This window comes from Oceanobacillus sp. E9 (genome assembly GCF_001741975.1).
Lineage (GTDB): Bacteria > Bacillota > Bacilli > Bacillales > Amphibacillaceae > Oceanobacillus > Oceanobacillus kimchii.
Genome location: NZ_LSNA01000007.1, coordinates 187075 through 205567, shown reverse-complemented (window position 1 = coordinate 205567; position 18493 = coordinate 187075). Strand labels below are relative to the sequence as shown.

Below are 18493 nucleotides of genomic sequence, written 5' to 3'. Positions count from 1 at the left end.
CGATATAATATAGGAAAGGAGGTAATAAAATGATTGATTTTCACTCGTTTGAAAATACCAATTCTTATAGCAATAGAGCCGTTGATTTAACTTGGATAGAGAAATTACAATCCTTTATCGAAAGCCCACAAAATAAGGTGGCAGTAGATATGGGTTGTGGTGGAGGACTATATACAAAAGTATTAGCTGACCTAGGATTTAAAGAAATATACGGAATTGATTTTTCTGATGCAATGTTAACTTCTGCCTCCAATAATTATCATCATCTTAAACAGACTCATTTTCTTAAAGGAACTGCTTATACCAGTGGGCTAAAATCAAGTTCAATTGATTTTTACTTACAACGTGCGGTATTACATCATTTATCAGAACCAGAAGCAGCATTTATGGAGGCTGCTCGAATACTGCGAAATGGAGGAATAATATTTATTCAAGACCGCACCATTGAAGATTGTCTGATTCCTGGATCTACGAGTCATCTCCGAGGTTATTTATATTATGATTTTCCAGAACTTATAGAAATTGAAAAGCAGAGAAGACCAACAATTTCAGAAACTATAGGCCAATTAAAAACTGCAGGTTTTACTGAAATAAAATACATGAACTTATGGGAAGTTCGAAAACAGTATGCTTCCTTTCAAGAATTACGAAAAGACATTCAATCAAGAAAAGGTAGATCCATTTTACATGAACTTACTGACGATGAAATAAAATTATGGATTCAAAAGCTAGAAAATCGCCTTCCTAATGATATGGAAATCACTGAAAAAGATCGTTGGACTATATGGGTAGCTTATAAGACAACTAATTAAATATATCGCATGCAACTATATTTATAACTATTTCATAAAATAAATGCCTCTTGTAATGGAAAGACCTTTAATGTAGCTTCCAATTAGAAGTGCTTTTGTATTGTTTTATAACAAAAGCAAAACAGAACTAGAATTTATCACTTTCTAGTTCTGTCTCTTGCTATTTTATCTATCTATTCTTAGTTTATTTCAACTTTAACCTCTATTTATTTATCTAAATCTCTTATCTCAATAGGAATTAGTTTTTTCTCTAATCTTCCTCTATAGACTTCATATTGGCTAGGTAATTTTAATGTATCACCCATCGTTTTTTCTGATTCATCGTAAGCAAATCCAGGCGGATCTGTAGCTATCTCAAATAAAATCTCTCCATGCTCTTTAAAATAAATGGCATTAAAATAATTACGATCTTTAACTTCTGTTACAGGTAATCCGTGATTAGCTACATGCTGTTGCCAGTCTAAATGGTCTTGATTATTTTTTGCCCTAAAAGCTATATGATGAACTGTTCCTACCCCCATTTGACCTTTATGAGAAGCAGTTTGTTTAATATCAATCGTATTTCCAATCTCTCCGTAAGATCGATATCGAATATACTCTTCTTCCTCTGCAACTTTTTCAAAACCTAACGTATTGACTAATGTCTCTCCTGTTTTTCCTGGTTGAGAGGAAAGTAATATTGCCCCAGCAAATCCTTTTATCGAAATTTCAGGTGTAATATCACCAAATGAATAATCATTTGATTTTCCATTCTCTGTTTCGACTAATTCTAAATACAAGCCATGAATATCTTTAAATGCAAGATACGTATCACCAAAACGCGTTATTTTCTCTGTTGTTATGTTAAATTTAGCAAGACGCTCTTCCCAGAAGTTCATCGTTCCTGTAGGAATTGCATAACTAGTAACACCTACTTGACCAGAACCTATTCTACCTTGGTAGGCATTTGTCCATGGGAAGAAGGTAATAATTGTTCCTGGTTCTCCCATATTATTTCCAAAATAAAGATGATAGGTGCCAGGATCATCAAAATTAATCGTTTTCTTAACCAATCTTAATCCTAATACACTTGCATAGAAATCTACATTTTCTTGAGGGTGACCGACAATGGCAGAAATATGATGGATTCCAGCAGTTTTCTTCATAATTTATCCCCTTCATTTATAATTAATTAAAATATATTTAATTAATTATAATATACGTTGTTTTATTTTTAAAGTCAAGTTTGTCAAGGCTATAATGATACATAAAATTCTATTCAAAAAGACATATTAAAGCGAAACAATTGCTCTAATATGCCAACTATGTAAATAAATTTATGTATGAACTACAAATAATTTTACAAGTCGATTCAAAATTCGAATTGGTTTATTTGTCATTTTATTCAGAGTAAATTGTAAATTTATTTAAATTCAATCATTAATTAAACCAACAGTTCCATCTTTTGCATGATAGACGATGTACTGATTAATACCTTTTTCTCTAACTAATAATCTTTTAAAAGCTTTTTTATTGGTTAGATAATGACATATATTATTATTATTCCTTTCCAATACAAAACTATCACTAAAACTGTTGATGTAGCCTCTAAATTAATGGATTTGCAATAAGTATAGTTTCCATAATTAGTAACATAGTAAGAATGAATATATTGAAGGAGTGAATAAAATGGAACGTTTTCAAGATAAAGTTATACTTATAACTGGTGGTGGCTCAGGTCTAGGAAAAGCAACTGCTCTACAAGTAGCAAAGGAAGGAGCAATTCTTTCCCTAGTTGATTTAAATGAACAAGGCTTAGAAGAAACAAAGAAAGAAATTCTTAAGATTGTACCTAATGCAAAAATTACTTTAATAAAAGCTAATGTTGCAAACGAAGAAGAAGTAAAAAACTATGTACAAGAAACTATTAATCAATTTGGAAAAATAGATGGTTTCTTTAATAATGCTGGTATAGAAGGAAAACAAAATCTTACCGAGGACTTTGATACTGAAGAATTTGAAAAAGTTGTCAACATTAATTTAAATGGTGTTTTTTACGGTATGAAGCATGTCCTAAAAGTCATGAAAGAGCAAGGTAGTGGTTCTATTGTAAATACAGCTTCTGTAGGAGGTATCCGTGGAGTAGGAAACCAATCAGGTTATGCAGCTAGTAAACATGGTGTCGTAGGTTTAACCAGAAATTCTGGTATTGAGTACGGAGAATATGGTGTGAGTATTAAAGCAATTGCTCCTGGTGCGATATTGACGCCTATGGTAGAAGGTTCTCTAAAACAAATAGGTGGAGAAAATTGGGAAGAAGCAGGAAAAGAATTTGTAAGTGTAAATCCTATGAAACGATTTGGAAAACCTGAAGAAGTTGGGTATTTGGTTGCTTTCTTATTATCTGATCACGCAGGATTTATCAATGCTGCTGTCATCCCTATTGACGGTGGACAATCATATAAATATTAAAAAGTAAAAAGATGATTATTGTTTGAGGGTCATACACCTCAAACAATTAACCATCTTTTTCATCCATTAGATAAACCAGTTTTTACGGCGTCCACAACATTTATCATGTCTTCTACCACCACGGTCGTTATCATCGTCGTCTCTTTTCTTGTGACACCCATGGCCATGACCATTGCTGTTTCCATTGCCATTACTCTCGCTACCTACTCTACGACAATTACTTGAATCATTTACATCGCTTCCACAGTCATAGTTTTCTACTACTGTCTCTTCAAAATCTGATTCGCTTACTGGATAATAGTTTTCATTACGAACAATAGTACGATGAACATTTTTGATTTTAGTTGGATGAATATTTCTAACTGTTCTATGATCTGTTGTGGTACGTACTACTTGTCGAGTTGGACTTGTAATAGTTTCTACGTTGTCGTTATTATTGTTGTTTTTGCATTTATTACACCCACAACCATGATGTCCCTTATATTTTCCCATTGTACATCCCCCTTTCTGATTTCATACTTCACTATATGAAAATAAATGAGGATGTCTTAAACTAGTGACCATACAGTATATAAAATGTACCTTTATACTATGGATAGTAACTAGATTTTCTTATTACGGCTTATTAAAAATGATATTTTTCATAATTTAACAGGTTATATAAATTATTGAATTAAAATCATAATTAGTTGAGATTTGTAGGCAACTGGACATTTTCGTAGAATAAAGTAAGGAAAATAATCATTATTCTAGTTAAATTAATGTTAGATACAACATTTTTTGTATTTCTTACCACTTCCACAAGGACAAGGATCATTTCTTCCAATTTTTGCTTTTTTTATAGGATGACTCGTATCTTCATTTTGCAGTACAAAATCACCTTTTGACAGCTCTTTAAAATTCGAATTATTCATTTGTGAGATTTCAGTAGATGTATGCCCTTTTAAAATCCATAAACGAACTTCGTTAGTTGCATTCATGACGAGTTGTATAAATTCATGAAATTGTTGTTCTGAATTAAACTGAAATACTTCATTTAAATATTGAAGTGGCGCTGTCGGTTTTTGATCAATATTACATATAATAATTAATTTTTCAAGAATACTTAAAACATCAATTTCTTTGATATCGAAATTACGTAGTATATATTTACGAAGTTTTTTCAACCCTTGAGTCGATGGGATAAAATCATCTTCACTACTTTGTAAAAGTTCTTGTTCTGTAAATGGATAGTAAGGTATTTCTTTTCTTTTCGATTGCTCAACTAAAATAAAATCAGGATCATCCACACGGAAATCTACATATATTTTCTTATCTATTTGTATTTCAAAGGATTGATACATAGTTTCAGCAATCTTCATTACATGAAGAAATTCAAATGGATCAATTTTTTCATTTGTTATTTTTTCGATTTGAGCAATCAAGGTTTCCTGCTGCATTACGCCGTAATAATATAACATACCTTCCGTTAACTTATGCCATTTCGTATTACGGACAGCTATCTTCTGCAACTCATTCGATTGCATATTATCATACACTTGAAGTAACTCTTTCGGCATAATCGCTATTTCTTCTTCATTTACTTCTTTAATAAATATTAATCCAAGCACTTGTAAAAATAGCATTTCTTTCGTTTTTATATGTACAGAAATTACACCATTATTTCGTTGGAATTCATTGAATAAATCGATTATAGACTTATTAAAATACATAATGGTGACTTCAAATCTATCTGGAATCTCTGTTGCTAATCGTTCCGCTAATTTTGCTTTATTAAGCTGACTAGCATTAGGAATTGCATGAATACGTCGCAATTTATCTAGTTTTACTTTTGGATACTGTTCTAGTTCTTTTACATAGGTTGGCATTTTTACACTTTCTATCATAATTATATTCACCTTTTTATTTCTATTTTTACATGGATAGATATTACTATCTAAATTCAACATTATTATATTGTAATGTTTATACGTACAAATCGTCAAACTATCTCATATAAAATATAATTAAGTCTCGTTTCTTAATTAGAATATTTTCTCAAAAGGTAGATTAAAATAAGTTGATTTTGAAAAACGCTTTAGAAATTGCCTCCTTCTTTTCGAGTTAGTTTTAAATAAGATTCCTGTTAAAAAGTAGTTTTCAGTATGAAAATCAAAACAGCACCATTCGGATTTGTTTTACAACATCAACATACCTTATTATGAAACGTACTTTATCATCGTTATAAAATCTGTATCTTTATGTAAAAATTTTTGTTGTTTAATAAAACCATGATTTTCATACAAACGAATAGCACGGTGATTAAACGTTGCCACAGTTAGACGAATATCTTTCAATGGACAAGTATCATAGACATGATTCAAGATATGGCTTAGAAATATCGTTCCATATCCTTTTCCTGTATATTCTGGTTTCATTCCAAGTCCAAGATCAATACAATCATCATTATAAACACCAAACCGATCTCCAGCCGGAACCTGTGCAGAACGTCCTAAACAGAAAAAACCAATTAGCTCCCTTTCTTCATTAATCATCGCATAATATCGATTTCCCAGAAGTTCCGCAATTGCACCTGTGGTAAGAACATGATTATAAAAATCATACGGCTTTTCATATTTCCAACAAAGTGCTTCAACTGCATATTTTTGGTTCATACGTATTATTTGAATATCCATTTTCCCTTCCCCATTCTTAAAACTTTATAATAATCACACTTTTCAATTTCTATTATCACATATAAATTCTTACGATGGAATTCTCAAAAATTAGAAAAGACTTGAACATAGTAATATTTATACAATGAGAGAACATACTCCTAAGAGAACGAAATTCTAAATGAGATCCTTTTAGTAATGCTATCTAAAAGGATCCTCCTCCATATAAAGTTACATGCTGAACACTATAACCTAGAATTCTATTTTTTTTCTACCTCTATATCAATATGAGAGAACGTCTTAAAGTCAAATAAGCCTTGATCTGTTACTTTAAGAGCCGGTATTACTGGTAAAGTCAAGAAGGATAACGTTAAAAATGGATTAAATGTTGCTGGTATACCAATATCCTCTGCTGCATGATTTAACTTTAAAACATCTTCGTAAACATCCAAATAACCTTTATCTGACATTAATCCCCCAATTGGTAGTGCTAAGTGAGCTTTTACCTGATTCTGCTTCGTTACTACTAAACCACCATCAAGTTGTTCCACTTTTTTTATTGCTGTAAGCATTTCATCTTCAGAGGTACCTACTACAACAAAGTTATGTGAATCATGCGCCACAGATGTCGCTATGGAACCTTCTTTCATTTGGAAACCCTTCACTATTCCTTTCCCAATATAACTCAGTCCCTTATGTCTCTCTACGACCGCAATCAGCAATTGGTCTTTGTCTATAGACGGTACAAACTTCCCTTCTTTGATATCTACTTTCTCACAAATATGATTTGTAATAATTTTATTAGGCACAATTTCTATGGTATTACAATAATCTTGTGTAATTTGAATGGAAAAATCACTTGTTTTTAATTGCTGAATACAAGGTTTTGGTAATGTATTTGCATCAGTAAGGGAAGCAGAAAAATAAGACTGATTAATTTCTCCCTCATCTACTACACACTTACCGTTTTTATAAACTTGATGAATGTCTACTTGATTTTCATCATTCAAAATTAAAAAGTCTGCTATATATCCTGGTGCAACTGCTCCAAGTTCTCTTAATCCGAAACATTCAGATGTATTTAATGTAGTCATTTGATAAGCCATTACTGGATCTAAACCAAATTGAATTGCTTTACGTATAATATGATCGATATCTCCATTCTCTACTAAATCATCTAGTAACATATCATCGGTCACAAATACGCAACGTCTTGCGTTTTTTTCATTAATAATTGGTAATAAAGATTCCAAATCTTTAGCTACTGTTCCTTCCCGTATCATCAAATACATTCCTGCTTCTAGTCTATCTTTCCCTTCCTGTGCAGAAACTGATTCATGGTCATTTCGAATTCCAGCAGCCATGTAAATATTTAAATCTTCTTTAGATAATCCAGCAGCATGACCATCAACAATACCACCCTGTTGAATTGTACTAGCTATCTTTTCTAACATTTTTTCTTCTGCATTCGCTACTGAGGGAAAATCCATTACTTCCGCCAGCCCAAGAACATTTGAGTTTTGAAAATAAGGAGTTATATCTTTCGCATCGAGTTGCGCACCATTGTGTTCAAATTGCGTCGCAGGAACACTTGAAGGCATATTAACAAAAATGTTCATTGGCAAAGCATCTGAAGCATTCAACATATATTCCAAACCAGCTTTCCCTGCGACATTAGCAATTTCATGAGGATCTGTAATTGCCGTCGTTATACCATGTTTTAACATCACTTTTGAAAATTCTCTAGGTGTCAACATTGTACTTTCAATATGTACATGACCATTTATAAGACCAGGTACGATTTTTTTACCTGTAGCATCAACGATTTGCTCACCTTCATATTCACCAATACCAGCAATGTAGCCTTCTGTAATAGCTATATCCGTCTTCTTCCAATCTCCAGTAAATACATTTAAAACTTCTGCATTTTTTATTACAAGTTCAGCTGGTTTACGTTTACTCGCTACAGCAATTCTATTTTTCAACTGCTCTATTGTACTCTTCACCTTCAAACCACTCACCTTCTTATAACTTGTTGTATATTATACGCATGAATAAAGCACCCCCACAAGTCTAGATGTTTTTTATCACAATATTAAACAATAAAAATCCTGATCTATGCTTTCCGAAACGAGCTCATTTCGGACTATAGATCAGGATATCACTAAATAGATTAATTAAATAATCAAATAAATATTCAATAATAGTAATATACAGTGACATTGCGTGATTTTCTAGTACTAGTTAAGAAAAGGCAAAAATCTACTAGAAAGGGATCCTCTTAAATAAACATGAAATAGAACAGTATTGGATTTGCTTACAGCATTGTTATGAAAGTGACTATTATTTTAATTTCATAGCCTCTTCTATTAATTTTGGAATATCTGTATTATCCAATATTCCAGAGAATGATTCTGATTTTGGACCAAACGCATAAATTGGAATATCTGCAGCAGTGTGACCAGTACTTGTCCAACCAATAGTAGATCGTTCACTAACGACATGATTAATAGCAAGTTTCGGGTCTTCTGCTGTTTTAATAAATTCTATTTCTTCTTCCTTTAATTTAAACCCCGTAAAAGTATTTACAACTTCATGGACATTAGAACGCTCTTCATCTAGTTGATTAGCCATGTATTCTCCGGTTGCTGTTACATCATTAAGAATGTTTGCATTTAAATCCATCTGGTCATATCCGCCAGTTGTCATTCCTCCTGTATCATGATCCGCCGCAACCACAACTAATGTCTCTCCATCCTCTTCAGCAAAATCAATTGCAGCTTGAACCGCTTTTTCAAACGCTTCTGTCTCACTCATAGCATAGGCAGGATCATTATCATGACCAGCCCAATCAATTTGACTACCTTCTACCATTAAGAAGAATCCTTTTTTATTTTGATTCAGTTGATCAATCGCATGCATAGTCATGTCCTCTAAGCTTGGTTCTTCCGTATCTTTTCTATGTAGTTCTGGAGATAGGGCTTCCTCTGCAAACAAACCTAGTAATTTTTCATCATTCTTGATATCAATATTTTGTTCTAGCATTTCCTCTCTATTTTCAGCTAAAAGATAGCCCTTATCTTGAGCTTTTTGCATAAGCTCACCGTTCTCTTGTTTACCTCCTTCTCCCTCTCCAATAAAATTGCTCATTCCTCCACCAAGTAAAACATCTACTTCAGATTCAATTAATTGTCGTGCAATCTCAGTCTCATTATTTCTATCTTCTACATGTGTTGCAAATGCAGCTGGAGTGGCGTGTGTAATCGTAGATGTAGCTACTAATCCAGTTGCTTTATGATGTTGCTTCGTTTTTTCTAAGATAGTTTCTAAGTTATTCCCATCCGGATCCTTACCAATGACACCATTGTTCGTTTTCTCACCAGTAGCCATTGCTGTTCCAGCAGCTGCTGAATCAGTCACATCCGAATCTGCAGAATGTGTTGTAAAAAGACCTTTTAAATGAGAATCCCATACAACCTCTTCTCCTTTATACGCACGGTAATTAGAAGCATAATCAGAACTAAATCCATCTGGTATCATGTAAATTACATTCTCTACTTTTTTATTTTTACCCTTTGCTGAGGTTGCATCTTTTTCATTACCAAAAGATGCTCCCATAATTCCTGCAAAGATTAATAGACTTATTACTGAAATCCAACTTATTTTTTTAAACACAGAATTCCTCCTTCTTTTTTAACTATTTCAACCATAACGAAGGAAGTTTAACTCAATATAAATATAATGTTAAAAACGAATGAAGAAAAATCACCCCTATTGACTATGCCATTTTAACCAATTAAAAAGTACCGCTATTTCTTCTAGGTTGTAGTTAACAAAAAAAGAATCAGTATGTCTACCAATTCTAATTTATTCTACTATTAATTAATCTAGTTTCCATGACATGCGATAAGTATTTAAGAGATGACCATCAAAGTTTTCATGAAAATCTTTAATTATTTCAAATCCCTTTGACTTATAAAAATTCAATGCTTTTAGATTATTTTGCTCAACATTCAACTGTATTTCTCGAGGATGTAATTGATTAACTCCATAATGTAAAAGTGCTGAACCAATTCCTATTCCTTGCTGTGATGGGTATAAATATATTGCTCCTAATTCCACATATCCTTCCTGTGATATCGGTGAGAAATTAGCAAATCCTACTGCTTCCCCTTCTTTTTCTGCAATATATATATAAGACCTCTTCATTCTATATTTCATATTTTTTTCACTGTAAGCACCTTCTAAAAATCTATTTTGTATTTCTATTGGAATTATTCCATTATATGTATCATGCCAACTTTTTTTAGCAATATCTCGTACTCTAGTAATATCTTTTCTTTTCATAGGTCGAATCACAAATCCCACTTTTTTCACTCCTCCCTATATAGTTACATCATCTAATATGCAGTGAATTTTCAATATTTTTATTATATCACTATTACTTTTCTATATTTGTGAACATATAAAAAAAGCATCCTTAAAGTTAGGGATGCTTTACCATGAAAAGTTATATAGATGTGTTCTCACTTCTTTTCTTGCTCTTTATTTCGTACCTTGTTTTCAATTATTATCCGTCCAGCCTCTGATTGGTCAATTCCACGTTTTACTGCTGTTACAATAACAAAATATAAAATAGCGAATGGAATAATGTAGGATATTATAATTAAAAATGACTCCACAAATTTTGCCCCCTTATTACTACATACTTCAATTATATACAGTATATAATTACTTCGCCATAAAGAAGGCACTGCTACTAGATTCGGTTTCTATCCTTGCAATTGATAGTCAACTTTAACTGAAGCTTCTATTCGTTGTGTACCTGGTTCCACTGGTGTAGAAGCTGCAAATAATTTCACTCCATTACCACCTGAGTCAACTTCAGTAATTTTTGTGGGTATTGGATTAAGTGAAACTCCTAATTCCTGTGCCATAACTTCAGCTTTGCTCTCTGCATTTTGTAAAGCTAATGTTAATGCTTCTTCATAAAAATTTTCTGGATCGTCAACAGAAAACGTCACGGAAACTACTTCATTTGCTCCTTGATTAATTGCTAAATCAATAATTTCGCCTAATCGATCTAAATCTTCTAAAGTTATGGTGATTTCATTTCTAACTTCAAAAGTTTCAAAAATTTGCTTTCCATCTACGTAGTCATAAATTGGACGAGCTGAAAAACTTGTTGTTTGAATAGATTCTCTAGGTATGCCCTCATTAACTATTGCACGGATAACATTGGTCATGGATTCATTATTTTGCTGCTGCGCTTCTTCTAATGAAGCATTTCTTGTTACTACCGCTAACCGAACATGTGCGATACTCGGTACAACCAACACCGATCCTGTACCAGTAATTGTTATTGTAGAATTTGTTTGTCTCATAGGCAATGACTGACGCATCTGTGATGGTACATAGTGATAATACATAACACCCCTCCTTCATATCATCCTATGCTAGGTATATATAACAGGTACATTATTAATCCCAATAATTCGGATCCTGCATACGTAAATCTTCTACAATATCATCAATATCTTGGGGAGTTATTGTAAAAACAGGGTAATCTTTAGCTGTTTTTTGTAATGTTTCATAAAAATATTTAGTACTTCCAGGAAACTCTTCATCCATTAATAACAGACAAGCATCACTTTTATCAATTAACCACATATCTTTTGTTCGAAATTGATAAGGACCTTGATAATCGCCTTTATAAATCGGTTTAAAAAAATCAGCTGTCATCGACAATTCTTCAAATTTTTCTTTTAACATTTCTGGCCAGCGACTATCTTGATTTTCAAAAGGAGGGAACACGCCAAGTTGAACAGGATACTCTTCTTTTAAGTCCATAACAACATCCGCAGCCCATAACTCCACTCCCATTTGCCCAGAAATAATAACCCATTCTAAACCCTCTTCTAAAAATTCACGTATTCGCTTTTCCAGAGAAGCTTTTATAAATTGAATTCGAGAGTCATCTTCTTTAAAAATATTTAATTCCATTGGTTTATAGCCTGTTACCATTAAAATTTTCATACTTAACCAACTTCCCTATGTATTTACTTATAACCATTTCAGACGATTTTCACCATTCAAATTCTTTCATCGATAAGTACTTATAATATTAATATTCTAAGTAAAACATGTTTTTTATAAAGAAAAGAGGTAGCATACGCCACCTCTTTTAGATTAACACCATTTATTTGGTTTATTCCAGTGATGATGTCCTGGATGCATTGCTCCGCCAACTTGATTTCCATTACAATGTCCGTTCATTGCCCCAGCTACTTGACCATTACCATATCCTGGTGACATAGCTCCTGCTACTTGGCCATTACCATATCCTGGTGACATGGCTCCTGCTACTTGGCCATTGTTTGGTACATTAAAAGAACCACCATATTCATTAACATTGTTCGTTTGATTTTGATATGAAGTAGAATTCGGATAAAAATGCTTGTTCTTTACTGTGTGATGATTCATCACTGTAGTATGACTTGGATGAATGTGATTTACAACACTTTCTGAACATGTGTTTACACAGTTGTGTTTTGTAGGATGTACAACTGTTTTCTCACAACCACAATGTCTCCCATGATGTCTGCGCATAAAATAAGCCCCTTTCTTTTTTAGGTTCACTAATAACCTATGTTATTTTGCTTACAATGGTAAGAGACAGTTACCTATTTTGTGCAGATTTCCTGGGAATATCTCCATAACTAATATTGACCAAGCAGCCCTCTTCTCATAGCAAAACGCTCACAACTATGAAAAACAAATACTCCTATTCCAAAATAAACCAATGCATTGATGATAAGTAAAGTAATATTAATCCATCCAATTTCCATTAAAGTTGCTCCATTTATCATAATTTCTCGAACAAGATCAATACCAATTACAAAAGGTAAAAAATACATAATCGGTGATGCAACGAGCGGGATAAATGCTAATGCTGCTAACAGAAATTGCAGAACCTGTAGAATCGCCTGAACTTGCTTTAAGATAATGGAAATTCCACCAATAATTAATCCAAGCCCCATCATTCCAATAACCGTAAAAATAAATAATGGTAGAATAGATATAATATCTACATTTAACCACTGACCAGCTGTTAACATAGACACATATAATAAGATAAGAATAATAAATCCATATATAATATTATTAGCAATTAACCGTGTGATTAGAATTTTTAATATTCCCATCGGTGACATCGATAATTGTTCTAATGTTCCCCGCATTCCTTCATTGACGATATCATATCCAATTTGTTGAATGACCATAAGTGATAAATACCAAAAGACATAATTGACAATTACAAATTGAATATTTGCATCTTGTGTAGAGGGATTTCCAAAGAAATGAATAACCCCAAATAATCCTAGAAAAATAAAATAAAACGTTAGAATCATTGCAATTGTATTTGGTAAATATCGCTTTAATTCAATATATTCTTTTTTCAAATTTACTCGAAATAAATTAAGCCATTTCATATTCATGTTCCCCCTTAATGATTTCCATAAATACCTCATCAAATCGGATTGCTTTTCTATCAATTGAATCAATTTGAGTTTGATCTAATTGTAGAATCGCAAATAATTGATACATGTGTTCACTTTTTTCTAAGTCAATCGTAATAGATGCATGGTTGCCATCTTCGTTATATTCACACAGTGGAAATTGCTCATTCAGCAACTCTATTTGTTTTAAAGTTAATCGTTGACCAATGGATATTTTATATGATCTTACCTCAAATAAGTCCATTAAGTGATCTATTCGGTCATTGATAATCACTTTCCCTTTATTAATAATAACGGTTCGATCACATATATCTTGAATGACATCCATATCATGGGAACTAATGATAATTGTTCTTCCGTAATCATGTATTATCTTCTTTAAAATTCCTCTTACTTCAAGGCTGGTCTCTACATCTAAACCTAATGTTGGCTCATCAAGTAACAACACTTCTGTATCAGCTAACATCGCAACAGCAATTGCTAGTTTTTGTTGCATACCTCGAGATAGACGATTTACGAGTTCATTTTCTTTATCTTTTAACCTAAACATATTTAACAGATCATCAATTTCTTTCGCTACCTTTTTAGGTGATTTCCCACGATTACCGGCGAAATAATCCATATTTTCTCTTACACTTAATCGCCAATATAAGTTACGATTCCCTTCTAAAACAGCACTAATATGTTGTAAAGATTCTAGTCGATGTTGCTTATTTGATATTCCATTTATCTTTACTAATCCATTATCTGGTTGTAATAATCCGCAGATTAATTTAATCGTCGTTGTCTTCCCTGCACCATTTGGACCCAATAATCCAAGGATTTCACCTTTGAAGACATCAAAATCAATTCCCTTTAACGCTTCAATCACTTCTTTTGTTTTTCGTTTTTTATAAACCTTAGTTAAATTATTCACTTCAATAATTTTTTTCATTTCGATTCCTCCCATCAATAACACAATCTTAACAAAGTTCAGAATTACATTCCTGTTTCTCATGATGGATATTATCTCCAACTATAGACTGAATTTAAAAAGGTTGTCCTATTTTTTAATAGGACAACCTTTAAAATTACTTATTATTTGATTGTTCTTTAAGCAGGTCTCTAATTTCTTCAAGTAACACTTCTTGCTTACTTAATTCTTCTACAACTTCTTCAACTTCCTCTTCTTTCTGACGTTTAAACTTTGTGAGGAATTTAATAGCTAAAAAGATAGAAAGAGCAATAATAATGAAATCAACAAATGATTGAATAAAATTTCCATATAATAGTTCTGCTTCTCCAACTGTCACTTTCAAACTTGTGAAATCAATGCCACCAACAACTATACCCATTAATGGTGTAATTATATTTTCCACAAATGACGTTACAATCGCTCCAAATGCACCACCAATGACAACTGCTACAGCTAAATCTATGATATTTCCCTTAAAAGCAAACTCTTTAAATTCTTTCCACACCTTTATTCACCTCTCTATCTAATTCAGTATATTAACAGAATAAAGTTAAGGTTTTTTCGCGTCAAGGTACTCACAAAATAAAAAGTTATATAAAAATTAGTACGAAATATAACGAGAGTTATTGGATTAATTAAATTCAATCTTCCATTGAAAACGAATGAATCGAATCTTATATTATTAAATTGATTCATGAAATTAACTCAATTAAGAGAGATTAATGTAATTCTTATAACGTTGACTAATTGTCCGAAATATCCCACTTTAGACTTTGAAAAAAATACAATAAGACTAGTTGTGGGATAACGGACGTTACAAAGATTAAAATACCTTACATTTTTCTAATAACTGTTTTAGGGTTTTAAAACCAGTCTTATCATTATTTTTCCAGATTCTTCAACATACTTTGACTTTAGAATCAGTCTATTTACTACTTTTCCGGATGGATAACATCAAACACTTACGGATACTTTTTGGCTAAGCATCCTCGTCACATGAAGAATAAGGGATCTATACAAGCCCATCTTTATAAGCCATGATGTGGATTATGTTTTTGACCAGAATGATTTGCATTTTTCTCTTTTTTTGATCCGCTTAATGGTTCATCATATGGTTGTTCCGGACTTTTTGGTAAATCTGGGCTTTTTTGTTGTTTTGGACCCATTGGTCTTTTTGACATAAATGCATCCTCCTTCCTTTTCTTATATACATAGTGTTTAGCATTTACAATCAAATATTCGAAGACAATTTTCTAAAAGGGTGGATATTTTTTTATTATGTGTGTTATACTAAGATTACTTATTTAAGTTCGGTAGAAATACAGGATAGAATGTTTCAATGTAAAGAGCTTTTGTCTTGATTGTAAACTTGAACTAAATAGTAATATATCGTGCATTATGCACATGGAGGTTTTCAATATGAACACAGGTTCAGTAAAATGGTTTAACGCAGAAAAAGGCTTCGGTTTCATCGAAGTTGAAGGTGGAGACGATGTATTCGTACATTTCTCAGCAATCCAAGGCGAAGGTTTCAAAACATTAGAAGAAGGTCAATCAGTTTCTTTCGATATCGAAGAAGGTAACCGTGGACCACAAGCAGCTAACGTTGTTAAAAACTAATTAGTTTGCTTAAAAAACCATCGATTCTTATCGATGGTTTTTTTCATGTCAAAAAGTAAAAAATCTCCTTTGTTATAAAGGAGATTTTTTACGTTATTATTTAAATTGTTCCGTTAATACAGTAACAATTTGCTTTTTACGAGATACAACACCTTTTAATAAAGCACGATTGTTTGAATCCAGCGCCACGTTAAATGCTGAATTCACTTTATCTTTTCCATTTCCGATAGCTAACACTTCTGAATCATTGTTGAGAATATCAGTGACAACAAACAAGAATAAATCTAAATCATTATCATTTGTTCGACTGGTAATTACTTCAACTAATTCATCATGAAGTTTATAAATTTCACTTGTATCTACAGCATTTACCTGCGCTATTTCAACTTTAGCATTACCCATTGCAAATTCTTTTGCATCCATTGTGATTAGATCTTTTACTGTTTTATCACTTAAATCAGCACCGGCTTTTAGCATATCAAGACCATAACTTTCTAGATCTACACCTGCGATTTCTGCAAGTTCATGTGCTGCTTGTACGTCTTCATCTGTGCAAGTTGGAGATTTCAACAATAATGAGTCTGATATAATGGCAGAAAGCAATATTCCAGCAATATTCTTATCTACAGAAATGTCATTTTCTTTGTACATTTTATTCAAGATTGTTGCAGTACAGCCAACTGGTTCAGCACGAAAATATAATGGTTCCTTTGTTTCAAAGTTAGAAATACGATGATGATCTATGACTTCACGAATAGTAGCATTCTCTATATTATCTACACTTTGTTGAAATTCATTATGATCCACTAATATAACCTCTGCACCATCTTCTACTCGTTCTATAAGTTCAGGCGCTTTTATATTAAATTGATCTAAAGCAAATTGCGTTTCTTTGTTTACCTCGCCTAAACGTACATGTGTCACATCATAACCTCGTTTTGTTTTTAAGTCTGCATAAGCAATGCTTGAGCAGATTGTATCTGTATCTGGATTTTTATGTCCAAAAATTAATGTTTTTACCATCTAAAAACTTCTCCTTCCATCAACTATTCCTTTTATAAGATTACCATAATTTTGTTATCAATCTCTATTAAAATCATACCAAAAAAAGAAGTGAAACGGACAAATATTTTCGAAAATAATCGATTTCTAACCCCTCTCCTTACAATAAGAATGGTTAGATTCACTTTATCAATATAAGCAAGCCCTTTATCCCTACTGTTAAAAGTTTTCACTATAATAGTAAGCTATTTTAACGTCTCGGTAACATTCCAAATTCTATCATAAGTCGTATAGTCGTTCAATGCGATATCTAAATCATGAAAATATCGATGAAGTAAGCGTACAAGTTCAACATCTTCTTCTATTGTCTGTTTGCTTAAAGTTACTATAGAATTTAAGTCTTTTCTTAGAGGTTCATCCGTAACATCACCTAATAACTTCTCTATCTCATTTATCACCTGTTTGGATTTAATTCTTTGTTCTTCCCAATCAAGGTTATTTATACCGCCGTAACCTGTTGTATCATTATAAAATTCGTGTGTAGATGACACGAAATCTCCTAATTCTTGGTGAGATTCTCCTAATGTAGAACGGACTGTATTAATTTTTTCCTCTTCTTCTACAGACAAATCCTTTTGTTCAACAGAACCCGCTGTATCGCTATTATTCAGAGCATCTAATCCTATCCCAAAAAAGTTAAAGAAAAATATACTTGATCCTACCCCTGTGATAATTATTACACTTACAAGAATCCACCACAATCGCTTGTTATCTTTCTTTCTTTTCTGATTATCTTCCATCTTTAATCCCCCGTTAAAGTTAACCTGCATTATTCAGTTGTTTAATATACTTCTCAACTAAAGCAGGTTGCTTTATCTCTTCCGCTTTCTCCGAACTTATGTATACTACTCTTTGGTAGGAATTACCTTCTCCGTGAAAATCTTTTAAAGTAACAACAACAAATCCCTCTTCCATTGTAGGATGTATTTCTAAAATCGCTTTATCCTTATATAATTCATCAATTTTTCGTTCATCTTCTCCCTTTATATCCCAAGTTTCTTCCCGTTGATATACTGATGGTACTAATTCTTTTTTGCTAACGGATAACGAAAAACTAGAAAGTTGTTTAATTTGTTTACGTCGTAACCGATTTCCTTGATTAAGTATTAAACTGATAAAGCCGATACCGATAGTAACTATACCAGCTTCTAGTGACTCTATAAAGGAATAATAAAATTGCGACCATTCAAATGGTATTTCTTCAGCCTCTTCCAGGCCGCTACTTGGTTCATAATAATCTTCAAAAGTAGCTATTTCGATAGAAGTAAATAACCCAAATAAAATAATTATTATTCCTACTGCAATAATCGCATAACTTAAATAATTTATCTTTTGATACATTTTCTCCCCCTCCCTTATATTATAAATTCTACATTTTACTTAGATTTTCCTGTTTCGTGGTTAAATACTGTAAAAGTT

At 32.3% G+C, this 18493-nt stretch carries 21 protein-coding genes; 3 read left to right on the top strand and 18 right to left on the bottom strand.

Going from position 1 to position 18493, the window contains the following annotated elements:
• Positions 1-29: 29 nt before the first annotated feature.
• A complete protein-coding gene (locus tag AQ616_RS10655) occupies positions 30-812 on the top strand; it encodes a class I SAM-dependent methyltransferase (protein WP_017796174.1) in 783 nt (260 codons plus the stop codon).
• A 206-nt stretch (positions 813-1018) separates the two neighbouring features.
• On the opposite strand, the gene AQ616_RS10650 is transcribed toward AQ616_RS10655, so the two are convergent.
• Positions 1019-1960, bottom strand: coding sequence for a ring-cleaving dioxygenase (locus tag AQ616_RS10650; protein WP_069685766.1), 942 nt, complete (start codon positions 1958-1960; stop codon positions 1019-1021).
• 520 nt (positions 1961-2480) lie between these two features.
• Between AQ616_RS10650 and AQ616_RS10645 the strand changes: the two genes are divergently transcribed.
• Positions 2481-3263: an SDR family oxidoreductase gene (locus AQ616_RS10645; RefSeq protein ID WP_017796172.1), complete on the top strand. Its 783-nt coding sequence runs from the start codon at positions 2481-2483 to the stop codon at positions 3261-3263.
• Positions 3264-3329: 66 nt separating this feature from the next.
• Here AQ616_RS10645 and AQ616_RS10640 read toward each other — a convergent pair whose 3' ends face one another.
• From AQ616_RS10640 to AQ616_RS10580, 14 genes are all read right to left on the bottom strand, one after another.
• Positions 3330-3755, bottom strand: coding sequence for a spore coat protein (locus AQ616_RS10640; RefSeq protein WP_017796171.1), 426 nt, complete (start codon positions 3753-3755; stop codon positions 3330-3332).
• A gap of 272 nt (positions 3756-4027) precedes the next feature.
• Positions 4028-5149 (bottom strand): SEC-C metal-binding domain-containing protein, encoded by a 1122-nt coding sequence (locus AQ616_RS20080; protein WP_017796170.1) that lies wholly within the window; start codon positions 5147-5149, stop codon positions 4028-4030.
• 312 nt (positions 5150-5461) lie between these two features.
• Positions 5462-5938 carry a GNAT family N-acetyltransferase gene (locus tag AQ616_RS10630; RefSeq protein WP_017796169.1) on the bottom strand — a complete coding sequence of 159 codons (477 nt, stop codon included), beginning with the start codon at positions 5936-5938 and terminating at the stop codon, positions 5462-5464.
• Between the two features lie 239 nt (positions 5939-6177).
• Positions 6178-7923: an adenine deaminase gene (ade, locus tag AQ616_RS10625; RefSeq protein WP_069685998.1), complete on the bottom strand. Its 1746-nt coding sequence runs from the start codon at positions 7921-7923 to the stop codon at positions 6178-6180.
• Between the two features lie 337 nt (positions 7924-8260).
• The gene (locus tag AQ616_RS10620; RefSeq protein WP_069685765.1) at positions 8261-9592 is read right to left on the bottom strand and encodes an alkaline phosphatase; all 1332 of its coding nucleotides are present in this window, start codon (positions 9590-9592) and stop codon (positions 8261-8263) included.
• Positions 9593-9799: 207 nt separating this feature from the next.
• On the bottom strand, positions 9800-10264 hold the full coding sequence (locus AQ616_RS10615; RefSeq protein ID WP_251046212.1) for a GNAT family N-acetyltransferase: 465 nt from the start codon (positions 10262-10264) through the stop codon (positions 9800-9802).
• Between the two features lie 179 nt (positions 10265-10443).
• Positions 10444-10599, bottom strand: a complete 156-nt coding sequence (locus AQ616_RS19625; RefSeq protein ID WP_017796165.1) for a hypothetical protein — start codon at positions 10597-10599, stop codon at positions 10444-10446.
• A gap of 90 nt (positions 10600-10689) precedes the next feature.
• Entirely contained in the window at positions 10690-11346 is a 657-nt protein-coding gene (locus AQ616_RS10610; protein WP_017796164.1) for an SIMPL domain-containing protein, read from the bottom strand.
• A 52-nt stretch (positions 11347-11398) separates the two neighbouring features.
• Positions 11399-11953, bottom strand: a complete 555-nt coding sequence (locus AQ616_RS10605) for an SLOG family protein (protein WP_017796163.1) — start codon at positions 11951-11953, stop codon at positions 11399-11401.
• A 153-nt stretch (positions 11954-12106) separates the two neighbouring features.
• Entirely contained in the window at positions 12107-12526 is a 420-nt protein-coding gene (locus tag AQ616_RS10600; protein WP_069685764.1) for a spore coat protein, read from the bottom strand.
• Positions 12527-12636: 110 nt separating this feature from the next.
• Entirely contained in the window at positions 12637-13410 is a 774-nt protein-coding gene (locus tag AQ616_RS10595) for an ABC transporter permease (protein ID WP_069685763.1), read from the bottom strand.
• Positions 13397-14371, bottom strand: coding sequence for an ABC transporter ATP-binding protein (locus AQ616_RS10590; RefSeq protein WP_017796160.1), 975 nt, complete (start codon positions 14369-14371; stop codon positions 13397-13399). The genes AQ616_RS10595 and AQ616_RS10590 overlap by 14 nt, the downstream gene beginning before the upstream one ends.
• A gap of 136 nt (positions 14372-14507) precedes the next feature.
• The gene (gene mscL / locus AQ616_RS10585; RefSeq protein ID WP_017796159.1) at positions 14508-14897 is read right to left on the bottom strand and encodes a large conductance mechanosensitive channel protein MscL; all 390 of its coding nucleotides are present in this window, start codon (positions 14895-14897) and stop codon (positions 14508-14510) included.
• A 523-nt stretch (positions 14898-15420) separates the two neighbouring features.
• Positions 15421-15573 (bottom strand): small acid-soluble spore protein P, encoded by a 153-nt coding sequence (locus AQ616_RS10580; RefSeq protein WP_017796158.1) that lies wholly within the window; start codon positions 15571-15573, stop codon positions 15421-15423.
• A 238-nt stretch (positions 15574-15811) separates the two neighbouring features.
• Between AQ616_RS10580 and cspD the strand changes: the two genes are divergently transcribed.
• Positions 15812-16012, top strand: coding sequence for a cold-shock protein CspD (gene cspD, locus AQ616_RS10575; protein ID WP_011065421.1), 201 nt, complete (start codon positions 15812-15814; stop codon positions 16010-16012).
• A 96-nt stretch (positions 16013-16108) separates the two neighbouring features.
• Here cspD and AQ616_RS10570 read toward each other — a convergent pair whose 3' ends face one another.
• The 3 genes from AQ616_RS10570 to AQ616_RS10560 form a co-directional block, all read right to left on the bottom strand.
• Complete coding sequence (locus AQ616_RS10570; RefSeq protein ID WP_017796157.1) at positions 16109-17035, bottom strand: manganese-dependent inorganic pyrophosphatase; 927 nt, start codon at positions 17033-17035, stop codon at positions 16109-16111.
• A gap of 224 nt (positions 17036-17259) precedes the next feature.
• Positions 17260-17814 (bottom strand): hypothetical protein, encoded by a 555-nt coding sequence (locus AQ616_RS10565; RefSeq protein ID WP_069685762.1) that lies wholly within the window; start codon positions 17812-17814, stop codon positions 17260-17262.
• 19 nt (positions 17815-17833) lie between these two features.
• A complete protein-coding gene (locus AQ616_RS10560) occupies positions 17834-18415 on the bottom strand; it encodes a hypothetical protein (RefSeq protein ID WP_017796155.1) in 582 nt (193 codons plus the stop codon).
• Positions 18416-18493: the final 78 nt, after the last annotated feature.

Excerpts from the sequence above, each read along its gene's own strand:
- AQ616_RS10600 (WP_069685764.1), bottom strand. The coding sequence starts at position 12,526 with ATGCGCAGACATCATGGGAGACATTGTGGTTGTGAGAAAACAGTTGTA.
- AQ616_RS10605 (WP_017796163.1), bottom strand. The coding sequence starts at position 11,953 with ATGAAAATTTTAATGGTAACAGGCTATAAACCAATGGAATTAAATATT.
- AQ616_RS10595 (WP_069685763.1), bottom strand. The coding sequence starts at position 13,410 with ATGAAATGGCTTAATTTATTTCGAGTAAATTTGAAAAAAGAATATATT.
- AQ616_RS10610 (WP_017796164.1), bottom strand. The coding sequence starts at position 11,346 with ATGTATTATCACTATGTACCATCACAGATGCGTCAGTCATTGCCTATG.
- AQ616_RS10590 (WP_017796160.1), bottom strand. The coding sequence starts at position 14,371 with ATGAAAAAAATTATTGAAGTGAATAATTTAACTAAGGTTTATAAAAAA.
- AQ616_RS10570 (WP_017796157.1), bottom strand. The coding sequence starts at position 17,035 with ATGGTAAAAACATTAATTTTTGGACATAAAAATCCAGATACAGATACA.
- AQ616_RS10560 (WP_017796155.1), bottom strand. The coding sequence starts at position 18,415 with ATGTATCAAAAGATAAATTATTTAAGTTATGCGATTATTGCAGTAGGA.
- AQ616_RS10615 (WP_251046212.1), bottom strand. The coding sequence starts at position 10,264 with ATGAAAAGAAAAGATATTACTAGAGTACGAGATATTGCTAAAAAAAGT.
- AQ616_RS10580 (WP_017796158.1), bottom strand. The coding sequence starts at position 15,573 with ATGTCAAAAAGACCAATGGGTCCAAAACAACAAAAAAGCCCAGATTTA.
- AQ616_RS20080 (WP_017796170.1), bottom strand. The coding sequence starts at position 5,149 with ATGATAGAAAGTGTAAAAATGCCAACCTATGTAAAAGAACTAGAACAG.
- AQ616_RS10630 (WP_017796169.1), bottom strand. The coding sequence starts at position 5,938 with ATGGATATTCAAATAATACGTATGAACCAAAAATATGCAGTTGAAGCA.
- AQ616_RS10655 (WP_017796174.1), top strand. The coding sequence starts at position 30 with ATGATTGATTTTCACTCGTTTGAAAATACCAATTCTTATAGCAATAGA.
- cspD (WP_011065421.1), top strand. The coding sequence starts at position 15,812 with ATGAACACAGGTTCAGTAAAATGGTTTAACGCAGAAAAAGGCTTCGGT.
- AQ616_RS10565 (WP_069685762.1), bottom strand. The coding sequence starts at position 17,814 with ATGGAAGATAATCAGAAAAGAAAGAAAGATAACAAGCGATTGTGGTGG.
- AQ616_RS10645 (WP_017796172.1), top strand. The coding sequence starts at position 2,481 with ATGGAACGTTTTCAAGATAAAGTTATACTTATAACTGGTGGTGGCTCA.
- AQ616_RS10640 (WP_017796171.1), bottom strand. The coding sequence starts at position 3,755 with ATGGGAAAATATAAGGGACATCATGGTTGTGGGTGTAATAAATGCAAA.